This window comes from Blastococcus sp. SYSU D00820 (assembly GCF_054050695.1).
The window spans coordinates 1-18,946 of sequence record NZ_JBJGZW010000002.1 but is presented as its reverse complement, the minus strand read 5'-3'; the positions used below and the strand labels follow the sequence as shown (position 1 = coordinate 18,946).

Here is an 18,946-nt window from a genome sequence, read left to right as displayed (position 1 = left end):
CTACCTTGCCGCCGTGACGGTCGGAGCGCCCGCAGCGCGGCTCGCCGCGCCGCTGCGCGCGCTGCCGGCTGCGGCCGGCGCCGCGCTGTGGGGGGCGGTCGACCCCGCGCGCACGCCGTGGCGGCCCCGGCGGCGGCGGTGGGACCGCGCGCTGCTGCTCCTGGCCGCGCTCTACGTCTACGTCGTGTGGCTGGTCGGCTCGGGTGCCGGTGAGAGCCGCCGGCTGTCCAGCGGGCTGTTCCTGCTCGTCGCCGCACCGCTGCTCCTGGGCACCCTGCTGGCCGTGCGCCGGCCGCTGGACGGCTGGCGGCTGAGCCTCCTGGGCCTGGCGCTCACCGGCTACGTGCTGCCCCCTCCCCCGGCGCCGGCCCCGGTCCTCGAGGAGTGGCAGTGGCTGCTCTGGTGCCCGGTGCTGCTGGCCGCGGCCTGGGCGTCGGCACGCCGGGTGGCGGTCGGGGTGGGCGCGGTCTCGCTGGCGCTCGTGGTGGTCCTCGGCGCGACCACCCCCTGGCCGGTGGACCTGCGGCTCACGCTGCCGATCGGGTTCGTCGGCGTCCTCGCACCGCTGGTCGTGGGCGCCAGCCTGGGTGCCCGGTCGGACGCCCAGCGCCGGCTGGCGGCCGAGCAGGAGCGGACGGCGGAGGCGCAGGCCGCCCGCGGCGCGCTGGCCGAGCGCGCGCGGATCGCCCGCGAGATGCACGACGTCGTCGCCCACCACCTGTCGATGATCGCGGTGCGCTGCGAGACCGCCCCCTACCGGCTGGCGCCCCTCGACGAGCGGGCCGGCGCGGAGCTCGCGGAGGTGGCCGGCACCGCCCGCGCGGCGCTGTCCGAGCTGCAGGAACTGCTGGGCGTGCTGCGCGCCGAGGACCAGTCCGCCGACCGCGCGCCGCAGCCGGGCACCGCCGACCTCGAGGAACTGTTCGCCGGGGTGCGGGCCACCGGCACCGCCGTCGACGCCCGCGTCGCGGTGTCCGGGCTGCCCGGCACGCTCGACCTCACCGTCTACCGGATCGTCCAGCAGGCGCTGTCCAACGCCGTCCAGCACGCGCCGGGGGCACCGGTGCGCGTGACGGTGGAGCAGGACGGCGGGCTGCTGCGCGTCGAGGTGGTCAACGGGCCGGGCACCGGCCCGGGCCGCACGGGCGCCGGCACGGGGCTGGCCGGCATGCGCGAGCGCGCCGAGCTGCACGGCGGGCGGCTCACCGCCGGGCCGGCTCCCGACGGCGGGTTCGCCGTGCTCGCCGAGATCCCCGCGGCGCGGGTGACCTCGTGATCCGGGTGGTGCTGGTCGACGACCAGGAGATGGTGCGGGAGGGCTTCGCCGCGCTGCTCGGCGCGCAGCCGGACGTCGAGGTCGTGGGCACCGCCGGCGACGGCGCCGCGGCGCTGCGCCTGCACGCCGAGCTGGTGGCGGCCGGCCGGGCACCGGACGTCGTCCTCATGGACGTGCGGATGCCGGTCCTCGACGGGCTGGCCGCGACCCGCTCGCTGCTCGGCGGGCAGCCGCCGCACCCGCGGGTGCTGGTGCTCACCACCTTCGACCTCGACGACTACGTCTACGACGCCCTGCGCGCCGGGGCCAGCGGCTTCCTGCTCAAGCACGCCCCGGCCGCGGACCTGCTGCACGCCGTCCGGGTGGTGGCCGCCGGTGACGCGCTGCTGGCCCCGGCGGTGACCCGCCGGCTGATCGCCGACTTCGTCGCCGCCCGCCCCGCGGCGGCGCCCGCCCGGCCGGAGGTGCTGGACGCGCTGACCCAGCGCGAGTCCGAGGTGCTCGCGCTGGTGGCCCGCGGCTGGTCCAACGCCGAGATCGCCGCCGACCTGGTGCTGGCCGAGCAGACGGTGAAGACGCACGTCAGCCGGGTCCTCACCAAGCTGGGGCTGCGCGACCGGGCCCAGGCGGTGGTACTGGCGTACGAGTCGGGGCTGGTGTCGCCCGGATCCTGAGTACCCGGGTAGCACCGCAGGTGGGTTCCGGGGAGTGACGATCCGGAGCGCCGATCTGCCTAGCGTCGGGCAGCGTGACGATGCGCCCGCTCCTCCGGTTCCTGCTGGTCAGCGCGGTGTGCGCGGGCTGCGCGACGGTCGCGCCGGCGGAGGCGGCCGTGCCGCCGCCGGTGCGGCTGGACCCCGCCTGCGCGGCGGAGCTCGAGGGCCGGCTCGGCCCGGTCGACGTGCTGGGCTGCGACCCTGCCGGGCGGGGGCTGGCCGTCGTCGCCGTCGGCGACCTGCCCTCCGCCGCGCACGTGGCGGTGCTCGTGCCGGGGTCGGACGTCGACCTCGCGCGGCTGCACGACGCGCAGCGGCCGCAGCGCCGGCCGCTCGGGTGGGCCCGGGCCCTCGCCGGCGCCGGCGGGACCGACCTCGCCGTCGTCGTGTGGGTCGGCTACGTGACGCCGGACGGGCCGGGGGTGGACGCGGCGACCGGCCGGCTGGCCCGGGCCGGTGCCGCGGCGCTGTCCCGGTTCGTCGACGACCTGCGTTCGACGCTGCGGCCGGGTGCGCACCTCACCGTCGTGGGGCACAGCTACGGCGCGGTGGTCGCCGCGCTGGCCGCCCGCGACCTGGCCGCCGACGACCTGGTGCTGCTGGCCAGCCCCGGCGCCCGCGCCGGCTCCGCGGCCGAGCTCGGCGGCACCGCGCGGATCTGGGCCGGCCGGGCCGACGACGACTGGATCGGCCGGGTGCCGCCCCTGGCGATCGGCGACCTCGGCCACGGCGCCGACCCCGCGGACCCGGGGTTCGGGGCCCGGCCGCTGCCGGTCGACGGCGTCCGCGGCCACGACGGCTACTTCGCGCCGGGAACGGGGTCGCTGGCGGGGATCGCCGCCGTCGCCACCGGCCGCGCGCCCGGGGAGACGGCGTCGTGAGCCCCGGCGCCGGCCGCGACCTCGGCGTCGACGCGCTGCGCGGGCTGGCGCTGGCCGGCGTCGTCCTCGGGCACTGGCTGGTCACCGCGCCGGGGGCACCGCGTCCGTCCGACGGCCGGGTGGTCACCGGCAGCCCGCTGGCGGCGATGCCGGCCCTCGCCCCCGCCAGCTGGCTGCTGCAGACCCTCGCGCTGTTCTTCCTCGTGGCCGGCTGGGCGGCCGCGCGCCGCCCCGTGCCGCCTCGCCGGCTGCTGCGCCGGATCGCGGCGCCGGTCGCCGCGCTGGCCGGCGCGGTGGCGGCCCTGGCCACCGCGCTGGCCGTCGCGGGGGCCTCGCAGGGCGTGGTGCGGACGGTCGTCGTCCTGTCGCTGCGGCCGCTGTGGTTCCTCGCCGTGCACCTGGTGCTGTCGCTGGCCACGCCGCTGGCCGTGCGGCTCGACGCCCGCCTCGGGACGGCGGCGGTCGCGCTGCCGCTGGGACTGGCGCTGACCGGTCCGCTGCTCGGCGCCACCCCGCTGCCGGCGGTCGCGGTCACCGCGTGGACGGCGCTGGCCGCCTGGTGGGTGCCGTGGCAGCTGGGCGTGGCGATGGCGCGCGGCCGACCGAGCCGGGGCACCGCGGGAGCCCTGCTGGCCGGCGGCGCCGCCGCGGTGGTCCTGCTCGTGGTCGCCGGAGGGCTGCCGCCGACCGCGGTGGGCGTGCCGGGCGCCGCGGCCTCGAACCTGGATCCGCCCTCGGCGGCCACGATCGCGCTCGCGCTGGCCCAGGCCGGCGCCGCCGGCCTGCTGCTACCGCGGCTGCGCCGGGCCCGCGGCCGGCTGGCCCGCGGCCTGGCCGGCCTGGGACGGGCGGCGCTGCCGGTCTTCCTCCTGCACCAGCCGGTCCTCGTGCTGCTCTGGCTCGGCACGCTGCCGCTGGCGCCGCTGCCCGGGCTGCACGACCTCCCCGACGGCGCCGCCTGGCTGCTCGCCCGGGCCGGGTGGATCGCCGTCCTGGCGCTCGCCCTGACGGCGGTGGTGCGGTCGGGCGGCCGCCGCGTGCGCACGGTGCCGTGACCAGCCGCTACGGTCCCCCGTCGTGACCGCCGTCGCACCGCGCCTCACCCGGGGCACCCACCTCGGCTACGCCGTCGGCTCGATCGGGACGGCGGCCTTCGGCACCGTGCCCGGGCTGCTGCTCCTCTACTACTTGACCGACGTGCTCGGCGTGGCCGCGGGCATCGCCGGGCTGGTGGTGTTCGCGCCCAAGGCGTGGGACGTGCTGCTCAACCCCTGGATCGGCAGCCGGTCGGACCGCACCGAGAGCCGGCTGGGCCCCCGCCGGCCGTGGATGCTGGCCGGCGGGCTGGCGCTGCCGCCGCTGTTCGTCCTGGTGTTCGCCGGGCCCTCCCAGCCGCCCGCGCTCGCCGCGGCCTGGGTGGCGGTCACCTTCCTGCTGGCCGCCACCGCCTACGGCTGCTTCCAGGTGCCCTACGTCGCGCAGCCGGCCGAGATCACCGACGACCCCGGCGAGCGCTCGACGCTGATGTCGTGGCGGGTGGCCGCGCTGACGCTCGGCATCCTGCTCGCCGGCGCCGGCGCGCCCGCGGTGGTCGACCTGGCCGGCGGCGGGCGCGCGGGGCACCTGGCCATGGCGGTGTTCGTGGCGCTGCTGCTGGCCGGCGGCATGCTCGGCGCGGTCGCCGGCACCCGCTCGGCGCCGACGCTCACCCGCGTGCGCAGCGAGGGCCGCCTCGGCCCGACGCTCGTGCTGGCCTGGCGCTCCCGGCCGTTCCGGGTGCTGCTCACCGGGTTCGTCGTCCAGGCGCTCGGCATCGGCGTGATGCTGGCCGGCGTCCCGTACTACGCCGCGCACGTGCTGGGCGACGAGTCGGCGAACACGCTGCTGTTCGTCGCGCTGGTCGCGCCCGCGATCCTCGTCATGCCGCTGTGGCTGCGCGTGGCCCGCCGGATGGGCAAGCGCAGCGGCCTGTTGCTCTCCTCGGCGCTGTTCGCCGGCGCCGCGGGCCTGCTGCTCGTCGTCCAGGAGGGCCAGACCGCCGCCGCGCTGCCGCTGGTCGTCCTCGTCGGCATCGGCTACGCCGGCATGCAGATGTTCCCCCTGGCGATGCTCCCCGACGTCATCGCCGCCGACGAGGCCGCGTCCGGGCAGCGCCGGGCCGGCGTCTTCACCGGCGTCTGGACGGCCGCCGAGACCCTCGGCCTGGCGATCGGGCCGGGGCTGCTCGGCGGGCTGCTCGCGCTCGCCGGGTACGTCTCCTCCACCAGCGGCGAGGACGTCGCGCAGTCGCCGGGAGCGGTGCTCGCCGTCCGGATCGGCTTCACCGTCGTCCCCGCGCTGCTGGTGCTGGCCAGCCTGCCGGTGCTGGCCCGCTACCGGCTCGACCCCGCCGTCCCGACCACCTCCGAGGAGACCGCCGCGTGACCACCCCGCAGGACGTCCTGGCCGAGCTCACCGCGCTGCGGTCCGGCGACGTGCCGACCCACGGCGGCGCCACGATGGCCTACGTCTACGACTCCGGCCGGGCCGGCCTCGACGACCTCGCCGCCGCCGCGCAGGCGGCCTACCAGTGGACCAACGCGCTGGACCCGACCGCCTTCCCCAGCGTCGCCCGCATCGAGGACGACCTGGTCGGCGCCGCGGCCGACCTCCTCGGCGGAGGCCCGGCGACCGTGGGCACGGTGACCACCGGCGGCACGGAGAGCTGCCTGCTCGCCGTGCTGGCCGCCCGCCAGCGGTGGCGCGCCCGCGGCGGCACGGGCACGCCGCGGCTGCTGCTGCCGGTCACCGCGCACGCGGCGTTCCGCAAGGCCGCGCACCTGTTCGACCTCGACGTCGTCGACGTGCCGGTGGACCCGGGAACCTGCCGCGCGGTGCCGGCCGCGGTGCGCGACGCGCTCGACGAGCGGACCGCACTGGTCGTGGTCAGCGCGCCGTCGTACCCGCACGGCGTGCTCGACCCGGTGGGCGAGGTGGCCGCGCTCGCCGCCGCGGCCGGCGTCCCCTGCCACGTCGACGCGTGCATCGGCGGCTGGGTGCTGCCCTTCCTCGAGGACGTCCCCGAGCCCTTCGACCTCTCCGTGCCGGGCGTGACCTCCCTGTCGGTCGACCTGCACAAGTACGGCTACGCGCCCAAGGGCGTCTCCGTGCTGCTCACCGCCGACCCGGAGCTGCGCCAGGCCCACTGGTTCGCCACCGCCGGCTGGCCCGGCTACCCCGTGGTCAACCCGACCCTGGCCGGCACCCGCCCGGCCGGGCCGATGGCCGCGGCGTGGGCGGTGCACCGCTGGCTGGGCCGCGACGGGTACCGCGACCTCGCCCGCGCCACGCGGGCGGCGACCGTGGCGCTGGCCGAGGGCGTCGCCGGCATCGACGGGCTCCGGGTGGTCGGGACGCCGGTCGCCACGCTGGTCGCCGTCGCCCAGGACGGCCCGGACGGCGTCGACGTGCTGAACCTCGCCGACGAGATGACCGCCCGCGGGTGGCTGCTGCAGCCCCAGCCGCCCTTCACCCAGCCCGGCGGCGACCTGCCGGCGACCCTGCACCTGACCGTCACCGGCGCGACCGCCGGCCGGGTCGACGCGCTGCTGGCCGACCTCGCCGACGCCGCGCGGACCGCCCGCGACCTGCCGGCCCCCGTCGCCGACCCGGGGCTCGTGGCCGCCGCGGCGGCGATCGACCCGGCCGCGCTCACCGTGGCCGAGGTCGACGCGCTGCTCGAGGTGGCCGGCGTCGGCGGCGGCCGGCTGCCCGAGCGGATGGCGCCGGTGCACGCCCTGGTGGCCGCGCTGCCCCGCCCGGTCGCCGAGCGCCTGCTGGCCGGCGTCCTCGACCTGGTCTACCGGCCGACCCGGGAGGTCACACGGTGACGTGCTGGTCGCGGGCGCACGCGGCGACCGCCTCGGCGACCGCGGTGGCCACCCGGCGGTCCAGCGGGCTGGGCACCACGTAGTCCGGCCGCAGGTCGTCGCCGACCACGCCGGCGATGGCGCCGGCCGCGGCCAGCTTCATCTCCTCGGTGATCGCGGTCGCGCCGGCGTCGATGGCCCCCCGGAAGACCCCGGGGAACGCCAGCACGTTGTTGATCTGGTTCGGCAGGTCGCTGCGGCCGGTGGCCACGACGGCGGCGTGCCGCGCGGCCATCTCCGGGTCGACCTCGGGGATGGGGTTGGCCAGCGAGAACACGATCCCGTTCGGCGCCATCGAGGCGATCGCCGCCTCCGGCACCGATCCGCCGGAGACGCCGAGGTAGACGTCGGCGCCGCGCAGCGCCGAGACCATCGACCCGGCGAACCCGGACTCGTTGGTGTTCTCCACCAGCCACTGCTTGGTCTCGGTCAGCGCCTCGCGGCCGGCGTGCAGCACGCCCTGGGAGTCGGCCACGGCGATGTCGCCGACGCCCGCCTCGAGCAGGATCTTGGTGCAGGCCACGCCGGCGGCGCCGGCGCCGGAGACGACCACCCGCAGGTCGCCGATCTCCCGGCCCACCACCCGGGCCGCGTTGCGCAGCGCGGCCAGGACGACGATCGCCGTCCCGTGCTGGTCGTCGTGCATCACCGGGATCGGCAGCCGCTCGCGCAGCCGGGCCTCGATGTCGAAGCAGCGCGGGGCGCTGATGTCCTCGAGGTTGATCCCGCCGAAGGACGGCGCCAGCGCGACGACCGTCTCGACGATCGCGTCGGGGTCGGTGGTGTCGAGCACGATCGGCACCGCCGACAGCCCGGCGAACTCGCTGAACAGGCAGGCCTTGCCCTCCATGACCGGCAGCGCCGCCGCCGGGCCGATGTCGCCCAGCCCGAGGACGGCGGTGCCGTCGGAGACCACCGCGACCGTGCGCGGCGCCCAGGTGAACCGGCGGGCGAGGGCGGGCTCGGCGGCGATGGCGCTGGACACCCGGGCCACGCCCGGGGTGTAGGTGAGGGCGAGGTCGGCGATCGAGTCGATCGAGCGGGTGGGACGTACGACGAGCTTGCCGCCCTCGTGCACCGCGAAGGCCGGGTCGTCGGCGAAGCGGTCGGGGGTGCTCCCAGGCTGGGGGCCGTGCTCGGTGTCGTGGTCCGTGCCCATGGACACGGCAGCCTAATCGGGCGTGCCGGGCGGCTCTCGCTACGGTTCCCGGGTGGAGATCGAGCAGCTCGGCGTGCGGGACGCCTACGTCGTCGACCTGGTGGCGCACGGTGACGCCCGCGGACGGTTCACCGAGTGGTACCGCGCCGACGTGCTCGCGTCGGTGACCGGCGCCGCCCTGCCGCTGGCCCAGGCCAACCACAGCGTCTCGGCCCGGGGCGTGCTGCGCGGCGTCCACTTCGCCCTCGTGCCGCCCGGCCAGGCCAAGTACGTCTACTGCCCGGCCGGCCGCGTCCTCGACGTCGTCGTCGACGTGCGCGTGGGCTCCCCGACGTTCGGGGTGCACGACGCGGTGGTGCTCGACAGCGAACAGCCGCGCGCGGTCTACCTCTCCGAGGGCCTCGGGCACGCCTTCCTCTCGCTGGCCGACGGCTCGTCGGTCACCTACCTGGTCTCCAGCGGCTACGACCCGGCCCGCGAGTTCGGCGTCCACCCGCTGGACCCGGCGCTGGACCTGCCGTGGCCGGCCGACGTCGCGTTCGAGCTCTCCGCCAAGGACCAGGCCGCGCCGACCCTCGAGCAGGCCCGCGAGCAGGGCATCCTGCCCACGATGGAGGAGTGCACCGCGCACTACGCGCGGCAGCGGGGCGGCCGCTAGGGCGCGAGCTCGCCGGGGTCCGGCGGCGGGGGGCCCAGCCGGCCCGGCCGCGGCCGGAGCCGGCCGACGACCCGGCCGACCACCACCGCGGGGCCGAAGGCGCGGCTGTCGTCGGCCACCAGCGGGTTGTCGCCCTGCACCCAGTGCCCGCCGGGCACGGCGCGCACCACGCGCTTGACCACCAGCAGCTCCGGCCGGGCCGGGAACCGGGCGAGGACGACGTCGCCCGGGCGCACCGGCCGGCGCCCGCCGGCCCGGCGGACCAGCAGCCGGTCACCGTGCCGGACGGTCGGCGTCATCGACGGGCCGCTCACCCGGGCCAGCACCCAGGGCGTGGGCAGCGGCGGGACCCCCGCCCCGGGCTGCTCGGACGTGTCCCTCTCGATCACCGCGAGTAGGGTCGCAGACGACCCACCCCACGACATCCGGAGGCACGTCCATGCGTCTCACCCGCATGTTCTCCGCCGTGGAGGCCACCGCTCACTGCGACCTCCCCTGCGGCGTGTACGACCCGGCCCAGGCCCGCATCGAGGCGGAGTCCGTCAAGGCCATCCAGGAGAAGTACCAGGCCAGCGACGACGAGGTCTTCAAGATGCGCGCCGTGCTCATCAAGGAGCACCGGGCCGACCTGGTCAAGCACCACCTGTGGGTGCTCTGGACCGACTACTTCAAGCCCCCGCACTTCGAGAAGTACCCGCACCTGAACGAGCTGTTCAACAAGGCCACCAAGCAGGCCGGTGCGGCCGGTGGCAAGGGCAGCATGGACCCCGCCGAGGGCCAGAAGCTGCTCGACTACATCGCCGAGATCGACAAGATCTTCTGGGAGACCAAGGCCGCGGCCTGATCCCTCCCGTCCCCCGGCCGGTCAGCCTCGTGCTGGCCGGCCGGTGGCGTTCCCGGGCCGGGCGATGAGTTCCCGGCCGCCGGCCGGTCTGCCTCCTCGACGACCCCGCCTCCCGAGGAGCCGACCCCCATGGCCATCCAGCTCAACCCGTACCTGCACTTCGCCGGCGACGCGCGCGCGGCGATGGAGTTCTACCGGTCGGTCCTCGGCGGCCGGCTGGACGTGATGACCTTCGGCGACGTCGGCGGCGGGGGCGGCGAGTACCCCGAGGACGGCGTCATGCACGCCTCGCTGCGCACCGACGCCGGGCTGGAGCTCATGGCCTCCGACGGCCACGACCCCGCCGCCGGCGGCCCCGACAAGGTCTCCTGCTCGTTGTCCGGCGACGACGTCGACACGCTCACCCGCTGGTTCCAGGGTCTGGCCGAGGGCGGCACGGTCGACGTGCCCTTCGAGAAGCAGATGTGGGGCGACCTGTTCGGGCAGGTCACCGACCGGTTCGGGATCCGCTGGCTGGTCAACGCCACCGCACCCGCCTCCTGAGCCCCGGCCGGCGGTCGCGTCCCGCGACGCGCCCGCCGGCCCGGCGCGCCCCGGTAGCGTGGGGCCACCATGCGCATCGACCCCGCCGGTTGGCCCTTCATCACCGGCCCGCTGGCCCCTGCCGCCGTCCTGACGACCGCCGGCCGCCTGAGCGGCCGCCGCTGGGCCCGGCGGGCGGCCTGGCCGTTCCTCGGCCTGTCGGCCTACATGGCGCTGTTCTTCCGCGACCCCGACCGGCGCTGCGACACCGTGCCCCCCGACCGCGACGACGTGCTCTCCCCCGCCGACGGCATGGTCATGGTGGCCGGGGAGCCGCAGGAGGGCGTGGCCCCCGACGGCGACTGGCAGCAGGTCAGCGTCTTCCTCTCGGTGGTCGACGTGCACGTCAACCGCTCCCCCTACTCCGGCGAGGTCGTGGAGAGCTCCTACCGCAAGGGCAGCTTCCTGGCCGCCTACCGCAAGGAGTCCGCGCACCGGAACGAGCGCAGCGAGATCCGGCTGGTCGACGGCGAGCGCACCGTGGTGTTCCGGCAGATCGTCGGCGTGCTGGCCCGCCGCATCGTCACCCGCACCGGCCCCGGCGACCGGCTGGCCACCGGGCAGCGGATGGGCCTGATGAAGTTCGGCTCCCGGATGGACGTGTTCGTACCGCCGGAGTGCGAGATCACCGTGCGCACAGGGCAGCGGGTGAGGGGCGGCGAGACCGTGATCGCGCGCTGGCCCGCCGCCGGCTGAGGAGGCCAGCCATGCCCAGTTCGGCGTCCGGACAGCGGCCGCAGACCCGGCGCACCGCCACCGTGGAGTTCGTCCGCGGCTCGGTCCGCAGTACCCGCCGGCGCGCGCTGGCCACCCTGCCCAGCCTCTTCACGCTGGCCAACATGATGTGCGGCTTCGCCGCGATCCTGGTCTCCATCCGCGGGGACCACACCCTCGCCGCCGTCCTGGTCGGCCTGTCGGTGGTCTTCGACATCACCGACGGCGCCGTCGCCCGGCTGGTCGGGGCGGTCACGCCCTTCGGCCTGCAGTTCGACTCGCTGGCCGACCTCGTCTCCTTCGGCCTGGCCCCGGCGCTGCTGGCGTTCACGCTGTTCTCCGAGGGGCGCGACGGGCTGGACCCGCTGGGCTGGATCGCGTGCTGCCTGTGGGTGGCCTGCGCCGCCATCCGGCTGGCCCGCTTCAACACCACGATCGACCCCACCGCCGACAAGCGGTACTTCACCGGCATGCCCAGCCCCGGCGCGGCCGGCGTCGTCCTCGCCTCGGTGTTCGCCTTCGGCGACCAGATGCAGGGCCGCGACCGGCTGTGGGTGCTGCTGATCGTCGCCGTCCCGGCGCTGCTCATGGTCAGCACCATCCGGTTCCGCTCGTTCCGGTCGCTGGTCAGCCCCAAGAGCGGCCGCCCGTACGGGCTGGTCCTCGCGGCGATCGCCATCGCCGTCGGCTTCGCCACCGTGCCGGTGCTGACCGGCTGCGTGCTGGCCTACGGCTACCTGCTGGCACCGGTCCTCGTCCCCGCCCTCGCGCCGCTGACCCGGCTGCTGCCCACCCGCCTCAAGGAGCTGCTCACGTGAGCGTCCGACCCGTCCGCCCCGACGACGTCCCGGCCCTGGTCGGGCTGGTCCGGGAACTGGCCGCCTACGAGAAGGCCGAGCACGAGGTGCGGCTGACCGAGGAGCAGCTGGCCACCGCCCTGTTCGGCGACTCCCCCGCCCTGTTCGGGCACGTCGCCGTCCGCGACGAGCAGGTGGTCGGCCTGGCGCTGTGGTTCCTCAACTTCTCGACCTGGCGCGGCACGCACGGGATCTACCTCGAGGACCTCTACGTGCAGCCGGCGCACCGCGGCACGGGCCTGGGCCGGGAGCTGCTGCGCACGCTGGCCGCCGTCTGCGTGGAGCGGGGCTACTCGCGGCTGGAGTGGTCGGTGCTGGACTGGAACACCCCGTCGATCGACTTCTACCGGGCCGCCGGGGCGGTGCCGATGGACGAGTGGACGGTCTTCCGGCTCACCGACGACGCGCTGACCGCGTTCGCCGCTCCCCGGGTCACGGCATGACCATCGAGCGCGGCCCGGCCGAGTGCTGGCTCACCGACATGGACGGCGTCCTGGTGCACGAGGGCCACGCGCTGCCCGGCGCGGCGGACTTCCTCGCCCGACTGGTGGAGCGCCGCCGCCGGTTCCTGGTGCTCACCAACAACTCGATCTTCACGCCGCGCGACCTCGCCGCCCGGCTGGCCCGCTCGGGCCTGCAGGTGCCCGAGGAGGCGATCTGGACCTCGGCGCTGGCGACGGCGGACTTCCTGTCCACCCAGCTGCCCGGCGGCTCGGCCTACGTGATCGGCGAGGCGGGGCTCACGACGGCGCTCTACGAGGCCGGCTACACGCTCACCGACATCGACCCGGACTACGTCGTCCTCGGGGAGACGCGGACCTACTCGTTCGAGGCGATCACGCGGGCGATCCGGCTGGTCGAGCGCGGTGCGCGGTTCATCGCGACCAACCCCGACGCCACCGGCCCCTCGGCCGAGGGGCCGCTGCCGGCCACCGGCGCGGTGGCCGCGATGATCACCAAGGCGACCGGCGCGCAGCCCTACTTCGTCGGCAAGCCCAACCCGATGATGTTCCGCAGCGCCATGAACCGGATCGAGGCGCACTCGGAGGCCACGGTGATGATCGGCGACCGGATGGACACCGACGTCGTCGCCGGCATCGAGGCCGGCCTCGACACGATCCTGGTGCTGACCGGCTCCACCCGCGCCGCCGACGTCGCCCGCTTCCCGTTCCGGCCCGGCCGGGTGCTCAACTCGATCGCCGACGTCGTCGACCTGGTGTGACTCAGCGGTCGTAGTAGGCCAGCCGCGCCTCCGGCGTGGCCAGCAGGTACAGCTCCACCGCGACCAGGGCCAGCACCGGGATGCCGAGCAGCGGGCGCTCGGCCTCGAACGCCGTCGTGTAGCCGAGCAGGCCGAGCAGCAGCTGCAGCACGACGACCGGCCCCCGCGCCCACGGCGAGACCCGCCAGAGGCCGACGGCCGCGGCGGCCAGCAGGACGCCGAAGAGACCGACGTAGACCACCTCGGCGACGGCACGGCCGACGCTGTCGGGGTTCCCGGTGAGGGTCAGCCACAGCAGCACGAGGGCGCCGCCGACCAGCAGCGCGGCCTCCACCGCCACCACGAGCGCCGCGCGGCGCAGCGCGACGGGGGTCTCCGAGGCCTCGCGGGCCGGGCGGGGTGCGGCCGGCTCGGCCGCGGCGCCGAGCAGGCGCTCGGCGCGGCCCTGACCCCGGCTCCGGCCCCGGCGAGGCTGCGCTGCGCTCTCGTCCGTCACAGGAGCGAGGCTACGCGTCAGCGGTCACACGCCTGCCGCGTCCGCACCGGCCGGGGACGTCGCTGCTGGTTAGCCTGGCGTCATGCGTGCGCTGGTGGTGGCCAACCCTGCGGCGACGTCCACCAGCGCCAAGGTCCGCGACGTGCTGGTGAACGCCCTCGGCAGTGAGCTCAAGGTCGACCTGGCGGAGACGACGCACCGCGGGCACGCCCGCGACCTCGGCCGGCAGGCCTGCCGCGACGAGGTGGACGTCGTCGTCGCCCTCGGCGGCGACGGCACGGTCAACGAGGTGGTCAACGGGCTGCTGCACGACGGCCCGGGCGGCCGCGTGCCGACCCTCGCCGTGGTGCCCGGCGGCTCGACCAACGTGTTCTCCCGCGCCCTGGGCATCTCCCGCGACCCGGTGGAGGCCACCGCGGAGATCCTCGACTCGCTGCGCGCCGGCCGCAGCCGCCGGGTGTCGCTGGGCACCGCCGCGGCGGCCGGCACCAGCACCGCCCCCGCGGAGGGCGCCGATCCCGCCGACGCGCCGCAGGTGGCCGCGGAGGACGCCGCCGCGCACCCGGAGTGGACCGAGCCGCGCTGGTTCGTCTTCGCCGCGGGCCTGGGCTTCGACGCCGACGTCATCGCGCGGGTCGAGGCCCAGCGCGCCCGCGGCCGGCGGTCCACCGGCGCGCTCTACGTGCGCGAGGCGACGTCGGCGTTCCTGCTCGGCCGCGAGCGCCGCCGGCCGGCCATGACGCTCGAGGTGCCCGGCGAGGAGCCGCTGGACGGGCTGTTCCTCACCCTGGTGTCCAACGTCAGCCCGTGGACCTACCTGGGCGCCCGGCCGATCAACCCGAGCCCCGAGGCGTCCTTCGACACCGGGCTCGACGTCTTCGCCATGGGCCGCATGGGCCCGCTGCGGATGCTGCACACGCTGCGCCAGGTGATGGCCCGCGAGCCCGACGCCCGCGGTCGCGGGGTGCACCGGTGGCACGACCTGCCGGGCCTGGTGCTGCGCGCCTCCCGCCCGCAGGGCTGGCAGCTGGACGGCGACCACCTGGGCACCGCCACCGCGCTCCGGCTGACCTCCGTGCCGGCGGCGCTGCGCGTCCTCGCCTGACCCCGGCACCGCGGCGCGGTGCCCCAGGTCACGGCTGCGCCGAGGACACGGCGCGCGCATGTTGTCAACGGAACCCGCAGCGTTCCGTCCGCCCGAGTGGCGCCCCTATCACGCCCGTGGTGAGGTTGCTCACGAGGGGTCTCACCAGGCCCCCGTTGCGCTTGACAGGCGCTTCTGAGGTGAAAACATCGCGTCAGGAACGCAACCTGCCAGTAACAAGCGCAGGCGGTCGCTGGGAGCGGCGCTGGGTCACCGGTGTCGTCAGCGCAACCGGTCCGACCAGCGGCCTGCACGACACCGTAGACGACTTCGAGGAGTACACCGCCATGGACTGGCGCCACCGCGCCCTCTGCCGGGACGAGGACCCCGAGCTGTTCTTCCCCATCGGGACGACCGGCCCGGCCCTCGTGCAGATCGAGCAGGCGAAGGCGGTGTGCCGGCGCTGCCCGGTCGTGCAGTCCTGCCTCGACTGGGCCCTGCGCTCGGGTCAGGACTCCGGCGTCTGGGGCGGGCTGTCCGAGGACGAGCGCCGCGCCCTCAAGCGCCGCCAGGCCCGCACCCGGGTCCGCACCGCCTGACCTGCCGCACACCGCGCCCGGCTCCGCCGGGCGTCTGCACCGACCCTCCGAGGCCGGTCCGGGAGCTCCCGGACCGGCCTCGGTGCATTCAGCGCCGGGGGCGCCCGGCGCCCGGCAGGTCGAGCACCACCTCGGTGCCTCGGCCGCCACCGGCCGGGCGGCCCATGGACAGGCCGCCGCCGAGCTCGGTGGTCACCAGCGTCCGCACGATCTGCAGGCCCAGCCCGTCGCTGGCGGCCGGGTCGAAGTCCTCGGGCAGCCCCTGGCCGTCGTCCCGCACGCGGACGACGAGGTCGTCGCCGTCCCGCTCCGCCTGCAGCTCGATGCTGCCGGTCTCCCCCTCGGGGAAGGCGTGCTCGGCGGCGTTGTGCAGCAGCTCGGTCACCGCGAGCACCAGCGGCGTCGCGGCGGCCGCGGGCAGCTCGCCGAACTGGCCGACCCGGCGGGTGCGGGCGACCGGGCCGATCGAGGCGAGGTCGCCGAGCATCGGCAGCACCTGGTCCAGGACGTCGTCGACGTCGACGACGTCCTCCCGGCTGCCGGCCAGCGTCTCGTGGACCACCGCGATCGAGGAGACCCGGCGCACCGACTCCTCGAGCGCCGCCCGGGCCGCCGGCTCGCTCATCCGCCGGGCCTGCAGGCGCAGCAGCGCGGCCACCGTCTGCAGGTTGTTCTTCACCCGGTGGTGGATCTCGCGGATGGTGGCGTCCTTGGTGAGCAGCGCCCGGTCCCGCCGGCGGACGTCGGTGACGTCGCGGACCAGCACCAGCGCGCCCTCCTCGCCGCCGGGCGCCTGCAGCGGCAGCGCGCGGACCAGCATCGTGGCGCTGACGCCCTCCAGGTCCATGGGGTCGGGGAAGCGGCCCCCGACCGCGGAGGCGATCCCCGCGGCCACCGCCTCGCCGGCCACCCGGTCGACGGCCACCGAGCGGCACAGCCGGGCCAGGTCGGCCCCGACGACGTCGCCGGTCACCCCGATGCGGCGGTAGGCCGACAGCGCGTTGGGGCTGGCGTAGACCGCCCGGCCGGCGGCGTCCAGCCGCACCAGCCCGTCACCCACCCGCGGGCCGAGCTCGGCGTCGAGCAGCTTCTCCGGCGGGAAGGTGCCGGCCGACACCATGAGGCAGAGGTCGGCGGCGATGTCGAGGTAGGTCAGCTCGAGGGTGGACGGCGAGCGGGTGACCGCCAGGTTGGTGTCGCGCGCCAGGACGGCGACGACGACGCCGTCGTGCCGCACCGGGATGACCTCCCGCCGGCGCGGCGCGGCCCCCGACCAGTCCGGCTCGCCCTCGGTCACCGGCCGGCCCTCCCGGTGGGCGAGCACGAAAGGCTCGGCGGCCGGCCCCTCGACCTCGCTGCCGACCAGGTCGTCGGGCTGGCTGGTGGGCGCGGTGAGGGGCCGGACCTGGGCCACGCACCACCACGCGCCGGTCCTCAACGGCACCCAGAGCGTGAGGTCGGCGAAGGAGAGGTCGGCCAGCAGCTGCCAGTCGGCCACCAGCCGGCGGGCGTGGTCGACCTGGGAGGGGGCGGACGCCGCCCCGCGGGTGAGTCGGTCGGAGAGGCTGCTCATCGTGCGGCCGAGCCTATGGCCCCGCCCCGCCTACCCTTCGGGGCGTGGTCGGAGCCCAGCCCGTCGGGTCCTCGCCGCTCGTCTCGGTCTCGGAGGCCGGCCCCGCCGACCACGAGCGCATCCGCGAGCTCACCGTCGCCGTCTACCGGGACGAGGACCTGGCCTCCCCCGCGTACCTGCGGGAGCTGGCCGACGTCGAGGGCCGGGCGGCGCGGGCCCGGCTGCTCGTGGCGCGTCTGGCCGGCCGGGTGGTGGGCAGCGTCGCGCTCGTGCTCGACGGCGACTTCGGCGAGGTGACCACCGACCCGGCGGAGGCGGCGTTCCGGATGCTGGTCGTCGACCCGGCCGCGCGGGGCGCGGGCATCGGGGAGCGGCTGGTGCAGGAGTGCCTGGCCCGGGCGCGCGCCGCCGGCAAGCGGCGCATGGTGCTCTCCACCGATCCGCGGATGCTCGCCGCGCACCGGCTCTACCGGCGGCTGGGCTTCACCCGCCTGCCGGAGCGGGATTGGTCACCGATGCCGGGCGTGGACCTGCTGGTGTACGCCCGGGACGTGTAGGGCCCGCGGGAGGGACGCTCAGCCCTCGACGGTGGCGATGAGGTCGCCCTCCTGGAGCACCTCGCCCTCCACCACGTGCAGCTCGCGCACGGTGCCCGCGCGCTCGGTGAGCACCGGGATCTCCATCTTCATGGACTCGAGGATCACCAGCGTGTCTCCGGCGGCCACCTGCGCTCCCGGGGACACCAGGACCTTCCACACGCTCGACACCATCTCGGCGTGGATCTCCTCGACCGCCACGACCCCTCCTCGACCGACTGAGGCCATCCAACCACCCGTGCCCGCAGTGCCCGGCCAGCTGCCCGGTCAGCCGGCCGGTGCGAGGTGCCCCTCGGCCAGCCGCTCCAGGACCGCGCACACCTCGGAGCCGTCGTGCGGCACCCCGGTCTCCGGCAGCCCGGACAGCGCCTCGCTGACCGCCCGGGCGGCCGCGGCGGTGTCCGGGCCGGCGGCGCTGACCGTGGCCAGCAGGGCGTCGTACCAGCCGTCCAGGCGGTCCCCGGGGTCGTATCCGGAGACCGCGACGACCTCGACGTGGCGGTCGCGGGCCCGCCGCCGGCGGCCGGAGCCGGGCAGCCGGCCGGTGACCCGGCCGGCCTGCCCCGGCGGCAGCGTGGCGCGCAGCTGGACGGCGACCGCGTCGCGCGGATCGCCGCCGGGCTCGGGCACCCGGGCGCCGGTGCCCGCGGCGCTGCGCAGGGCCAGCTCCACGGCGTCGACGCCGTGCGCGCGCTCGAGCACCGCCATGTCGAGGGAGAAGCCGGCGGCCACCTCGGCCAGTTCGCCGTCCGGGTCGACGCCGACGGTGACCAGGCCGCGCCAGCCGACGTCGACCAGCCGGCGGGCGGCCGGGGGCAGCGGTGCGCCGTCCCCGGGCGTCCAGGAGACCCGCGCGATGCCCGCCGCCCGGTCGCGGGCGAGCGGCGTGGTGCAGCGCAGCCCGTCGTCGGTCACCCAGGCCAGCAGGCCGCGCTCGCTGGCCGGCTCCACGCCGTCCCCGCCGAGCCGTTCGAGCACCGCGGCGTCCGGACCCACCCAGGTCAGCCCGGCGGCCACGACGGCGCCGGCGAGGCGCGCGTTGCCGGCCAGCGCCGGCGGCACCGGCAGGACGGCGGTCGCGCCGCTGCGGCGGGCGGCCTCCACGATGCGGTCCACGGCGAGGTAGGACTCCGCCGCCGGGGCCGGGCCCAGGAGGACGGCGTCGTCGGCGAGGCGGACGTGGCGGGCGGAGCGGTCGGCCTCGGAGTGGACCGCGATCGCCTTCACCTCCAGCCGGGAGCAGGCGGCGATGACCGCGCAGGCCGCGGGCCCCCGTCCCGCCACGAGCACGCTCTCGATCCCCAGCTGGGCCACGCTGTCGGTCCTCCCCGTGTCCGTCGGCGCCTGTGCACGCCCCCGTCCCGCGCCGGCCGGGCAGCGGGACGTGAGAAACTCGTCCGGTCAGCTTGGCGGGTCCGCCGGGCATGTGCACGCCCGGCACCCGGGCTCGGACCCGCAGAGCACGAGGGGTCCGACCGGACTCCGCGCGGCACCAGTGAGGAAGGAGGGCAGCGATGTCCAAGCGTGGACGCAAGCGCCGCTCCCGCAAGGGGAACAAGGCCAACCACGGCAAGCGGCCCAACGCCTGAGCACGGACCCCCTGCCCCACCGCTCGCAGGCTCGCGGCGGGACCCCGCAGGGGGCCACTCGGCACAGGGGTGGGGCGGGGGGGGGGGGCGGGGGGGGGGGCGGGGGGGGGGGGGGGGGGGGGGGGGGGGGGGGGGTGGGGGTGGCCGCCGCGCGGCCGGGGGGGGGGGGCGGCGGCGCGGGGCGGGCGGGGG

23 protein-coding genes are annotated in these 18,946 nt (G+C 76.7%); 17 read left to right on the top strand and 6 right to left on the bottom strand.

The genetic code is table 11. The annotated features are described in order from the left end of the window. Positions 1-13 precede the first annotated feature (13 nt). The 6 genes from ACI79R_RS04095 (at position 14) to ACI79R_RS04070 (ending at position 6,742) form a co-directional block, all read left to right on the top strand. Positions 14-1,276, top strand: coding sequence for a sensor histidine kinase (locus ACI79R_RS04095; RefSeq protein WP_456572300.1), 1,263 nt, complete (start codon positions 14-16; stop codon positions 1,274-1,276). Further along, the gene (locus ACI79R_RS04090) at positions 1,273-1,950 is read left to right on the top strand and encodes a response regulator (RefSeq protein ID WP_456572299.1); all 678 of its coding nucleotides are present in this window, start codon (positions 1,273-1,275) and stop codon (positions 1,948-1,950) included. Before ACI79R_RS04095 ends, ACI79R_RS04090 begins: the two co-directional genes overlap by 4 nt. 80 nt (positions 1,951-2,030) lie before the next feature. Then, positions 2,031-2,873 (top strand): alpha/beta hydrolase, encoded by an 843-nt coding sequence (locus tag ACI79R_RS04085; protein ID WP_456572558.1) that lies wholly within the window; start codon positions 2,031-2,033, stop codon positions 2,871-2,873. Beyond that, complete coding sequence (locus ACI79R_RS04080) at positions 2,870-3,928, top strand: acyltransferase family protein (protein ID WP_456572298.1); 1,059 nt, start codon at positions 2,870-2,872, stop codon at positions 3,926-3,928. The genes ACI79R_RS04085 and ACI79R_RS04080 overlap by 4 nt, the downstream gene beginning before the upstream one ends. Positions 3,929-3,950: 22 nt before the next feature. Beyond that, positions 3,951-5,297, top strand: coding sequence for an MFS transporter (locus ACI79R_RS04075; RefSeq protein ID WP_456572297.1), 1,347 nt, complete (start codon positions 3,951-3,953; stop codon positions 5,295-5,297). Continuing rightward, a complete protein-coding gene (locus ACI79R_RS04070) occupies positions 5,294-6,742 on the top strand; it encodes a pyridoxal phosphate-dependent decarboxylase family protein (RefSeq protein ID WP_456572296.1) in 1,449 nt (482 codons plus the stop codon). The genes ACI79R_RS04075 and ACI79R_RS04070 overlap by 4 nt, the downstream gene beginning before the upstream one ends. Here the strand turns inward: ACI79R_RS04070 and ACI79R_RS04065 are convergent. Next, complete coding sequence (locus tag ACI79R_RS04065; RefSeq protein WP_456572295.1) at positions 6,732-7,940, bottom strand: NAD(P)-dependent malic enzyme; 1,209 nt, start codon at positions 7,938-7,940, stop codon at positions 6,732-6,734. The genes ACI79R_RS04070 and ACI79R_RS04065 overlap by 11 nt on opposite strands. A 52-nt stretch (positions 7,941-7,992) precedes the next feature. On the opposite strand from ACI79R_RS04065, the gene ACI79R_RS04060 reads away from it, so the two are divergent. Then, positions 7,993-8,598: a dTDP-4-dehydrorhamnose 3,5-epimerase family protein gene (locus ACI79R_RS04060; RefSeq protein WP_456572294.1), complete on the top strand. Its 606-nt coding sequence runs from the start codon at positions 7,993-7,995 to the stop codon at positions 8,596-8,598. On the opposite strand, the gene ACI79R_RS04055 is transcribed toward ACI79R_RS04060, so the two are convergent. Next, a complete protein-coding gene (locus ACI79R_RS04055) occupies positions 8,595-8,987 on the bottom strand; it encodes a S26 family signal peptidase (protein ID WP_456572293.1) in 393 nt (130 codons plus the stop codon). The two genes, ACI79R_RS04060 and ACI79R_RS04055, sit on opposite strands and share 4 nt — an antisense overlap. Before the next feature lie 50 nt (positions 8,988-9,037). Here ACI79R_RS04055 and sodN point away from each other — a divergent pair, with 50 nt between their 5' ends. The 6 genes from sodN to ACI79R_RS04025 all read left to right on the top strand — a co-directional run bounded on the left by sodN (position 9,038) and on the right by ACI79R_RS04025 (position 12,817). Beyond that, positions 9,038-9,442 carry a superoxide dismutase, Ni gene (sodN, locus tag ACI79R_RS04050; protein ID WP_456572292.1) on the top strand — a complete coding sequence of 135 codons (405 nt, stop codon included), beginning with the start codon at positions 9,038-9,040 and terminating at the stop codon, positions 9,440-9,442. Between the two features lie 129 nt (positions 9,443-9,571). After that, complete coding sequence (locus tag ACI79R_RS04045) at positions 9,572-9,985, top strand: VOC family protein (RefSeq protein WP_456572291.1); 414 nt, start codon at positions 9,572-9,574, stop codon at positions 9,983-9,985. A gap of 69 nt (positions 9,986-10,054) precedes the next feature. Next, the gene (locus tag ACI79R_RS04040; protein ID WP_456572290.1) at positions 10,055-10,720 is read left to right on the top strand and encodes a phosphatidylserine decarboxylase; all 666 of its coding nucleotides are present in this window, start codon (positions 10,055-10,057) and stop codon (positions 10,718-10,720) included. A gap of 11 nt (positions 10,721-10,731) precedes the next feature. Beyond that, a complete protein-coding gene (pssA, locus tag ACI79R_RS04035) occupies positions 10,732-11,556 on the top strand; it encodes a CDP-diacylglycerol--serine O-phosphatidyltransferase (protein ID WP_456572289.1) in 825 nt (274 codons plus the stop codon). Beyond that, positions 11,553-12,038: an N-acetyltransferase family protein gene (locus ACI79R_RS04030; RefSeq protein WP_456572288.1), complete on the top strand. Its 486-nt coding sequence runs from the start codon at positions 11,553-11,555 to the stop codon at positions 12,036-12,038. Before pssA ends, ACI79R_RS04030 begins: the two co-directional genes overlap by 4 nt. Beyond that, positions 12,035-12,817: an HAD-IIA family hydrolase gene (locus tag ACI79R_RS04025; RefSeq protein ID WP_456572287.1), complete on the top strand. Its 783-nt coding sequence runs from the start codon at positions 12,035-12,037 to the stop codon at positions 12,815-12,817. Before ACI79R_RS04030 ends, ACI79R_RS04025 begins: the two co-directional genes overlap by 4 nt. Position 12,818: 1 nt before the next feature. On the opposite strand, the gene ACI79R_RS04020 is transcribed toward ACI79R_RS04025, so the two are convergent. Further along, entirely contained in the window at positions 12,819-13,313 is a 495-nt protein-coding gene (locus ACI79R_RS04020; protein ID WP_456572286.1) for a hypothetical protein, read from the bottom strand. Positions 13,314-13,395: 82 nt separating this feature from the next. Between ACI79R_RS04020 and ACI79R_RS04015 the strand changes: the two genes are divergently transcribed. Continuing rightward, positions 13,396-14,418: a diacylglycerol/lipid kinase family protein gene (locus ACI79R_RS04015; RefSeq protein ID WP_456572285.1), complete on the top strand. Its 1,023-nt coding sequence runs from the start codon at positions 13,396-13,398 to the stop codon at positions 14,416-14,418. A 326-nt stretch (positions 14,419-14,744) separates the two neighbouring features. Further along, on the top strand, positions 14,745-14,996 hold the full coding sequence (locus ACI79R_RS04010) for a WhiB family transcriptional regulator (RefSeq protein WP_456572284.1): 252 nt from the start codon (positions 14,745-14,747) through the stop codon (positions 14,994-14,996). Positions 14,997-15,084: 88 nt separating this feature from the next. Here ACI79R_RS04010 and ACI79R_RS04005 read toward each other — a convergent pair whose 3' ends face one another. Continuing rightward, on the bottom strand, positions 15,085-16,569 hold the full coding sequence (locus ACI79R_RS04005) for a sensor histidine kinase (protein WP_456572283.1): 1,485 nt from the start codon (positions 16,567-16,569) through the stop codon (positions 15,085-15,087). 44 nt (positions 16,570-16,613) lie between these two features. On the opposite strand from ACI79R_RS04005, the gene ACI79R_RS04000 reads away from it, so the two are divergent. Then, on the top strand, positions 16,614-17,126 hold the full coding sequence (locus ACI79R_RS04000) for a GNAT family N-acetyltransferase (protein WP_456572282.1): 513 nt from the start codon (positions 16,614-16,616) through the stop codon (positions 17,124-17,126). 18 nt (positions 17,127-17,144) lie between these two features. On the opposite strand, the gene ACI79R_RS03995 is transcribed toward ACI79R_RS04000, so the two are convergent. Both ACI79R_RS03995 and ACI79R_RS03990 read right to left on the bottom strand, forming a co-directional pair. After that, a complete protein-coding gene (locus ACI79R_RS03995; RefSeq protein ID WP_456572281.1) occupies positions 17,145-17,366 on the bottom strand; it encodes a biotin/lipoyl-binding carrier protein in 222 nt (73 codons plus the stop codon). A 66-nt stretch (positions 17,367-17,432) separates the two neighbouring features. Then, positions 17,433-18,479, bottom strand: coding sequence for a biotin carboxylase N-terminal domain-containing protein (locus ACI79R_RS03990; RefSeq protein ID WP_456572280.1), 1,047 nt, complete (start codon positions 18,477-18,479; stop codon positions 17,433-17,435). Between the two features lie 200 nt (positions 18,480-18,679). Here ACI79R_RS03990 and ACI79R_RS03985 point away from each other — a divergent pair, with 200 nt between their 5' ends. Next, positions 18,680-18,754, top strand: a complete 75-nt coding sequence (locus ACI79R_RS03985) for a 50S ribosomal protein bL37 (RefSeq protein WP_014377707.1) — start codon at positions 18,680-18,682, stop codon at positions 18,752-18,754. Positions 18,755-18,946 lie beyond the last annotated feature (192 nt).

Coding starts and splice junctions, on each gene's coding strand:
- ACI79R_RS04085 (WP_456572558.1), top strand. CDS start 2,031: ATGCGCCCGCTCCTCCGGTTCCTGCTGGTCAGCGCGGTGTGCGCGGGC.
- ACI79R_RS04065 (WP_456572295.1), bottom strand. CDS start 7,940: ATGGGCACGGACCACGACACCGAGCACGGCCCCCAGCCTGGGAGCACC.
- sodN (WP_456572292.1), top strand. CDS start 9,038: ATGCGTCTCACCCGCATGTTCTCCGCCGTGGAGGCCACCGCTCACTGC.
- ACI79R_RS04045 (WP_456572291.1), top strand. CDS start 9,572: ATGGCCATCCAGCTCAACCCGTACCTGCACTTCGCCGGCGACGCGCGC.
- ACI79R_RS04040 (WP_456572290.1), top strand. CDS start 10,055: ATGCGCATCGACCCCGCCGGTTGGCCCTTCATCACCGGCCCGCTGGCC.
- pssA (WP_456572289.1), top strand. CDS start 10,732: ATGCCCAGTTCGGCGTCCGGACAGCGGCCGCAGACCCGGCGCACCGCC.
- ACI79R_RS04025 (WP_456572287.1), top strand. CDS start 12,035: ATGACCATCGAGCGCGGCCCGGCCGAGTGCTGGCTCACCGACATGGAC.
- ACI79R_RS04015 (WP_456572285.1), top strand. CDS start 13,396: ATGCGTGCGCTGGTGGTGGCCAACCCTGCGGCGACGTCCACCAGCGCC.
- ACI79R_RS04010 (WP_456572284.1), top strand. CDS start 14,745: ATGGACTGGCGCCACCGCGCCCTCTGCCGGGACGAGGACCCCGAGCTG.
- ACI79R_RS04005 (WP_456572283.1), bottom strand. CDS start 16,569: ATGAGCAGCCTCTCCGACCGACTCACCCGCGGGGCGGCGTCCGCCCCC.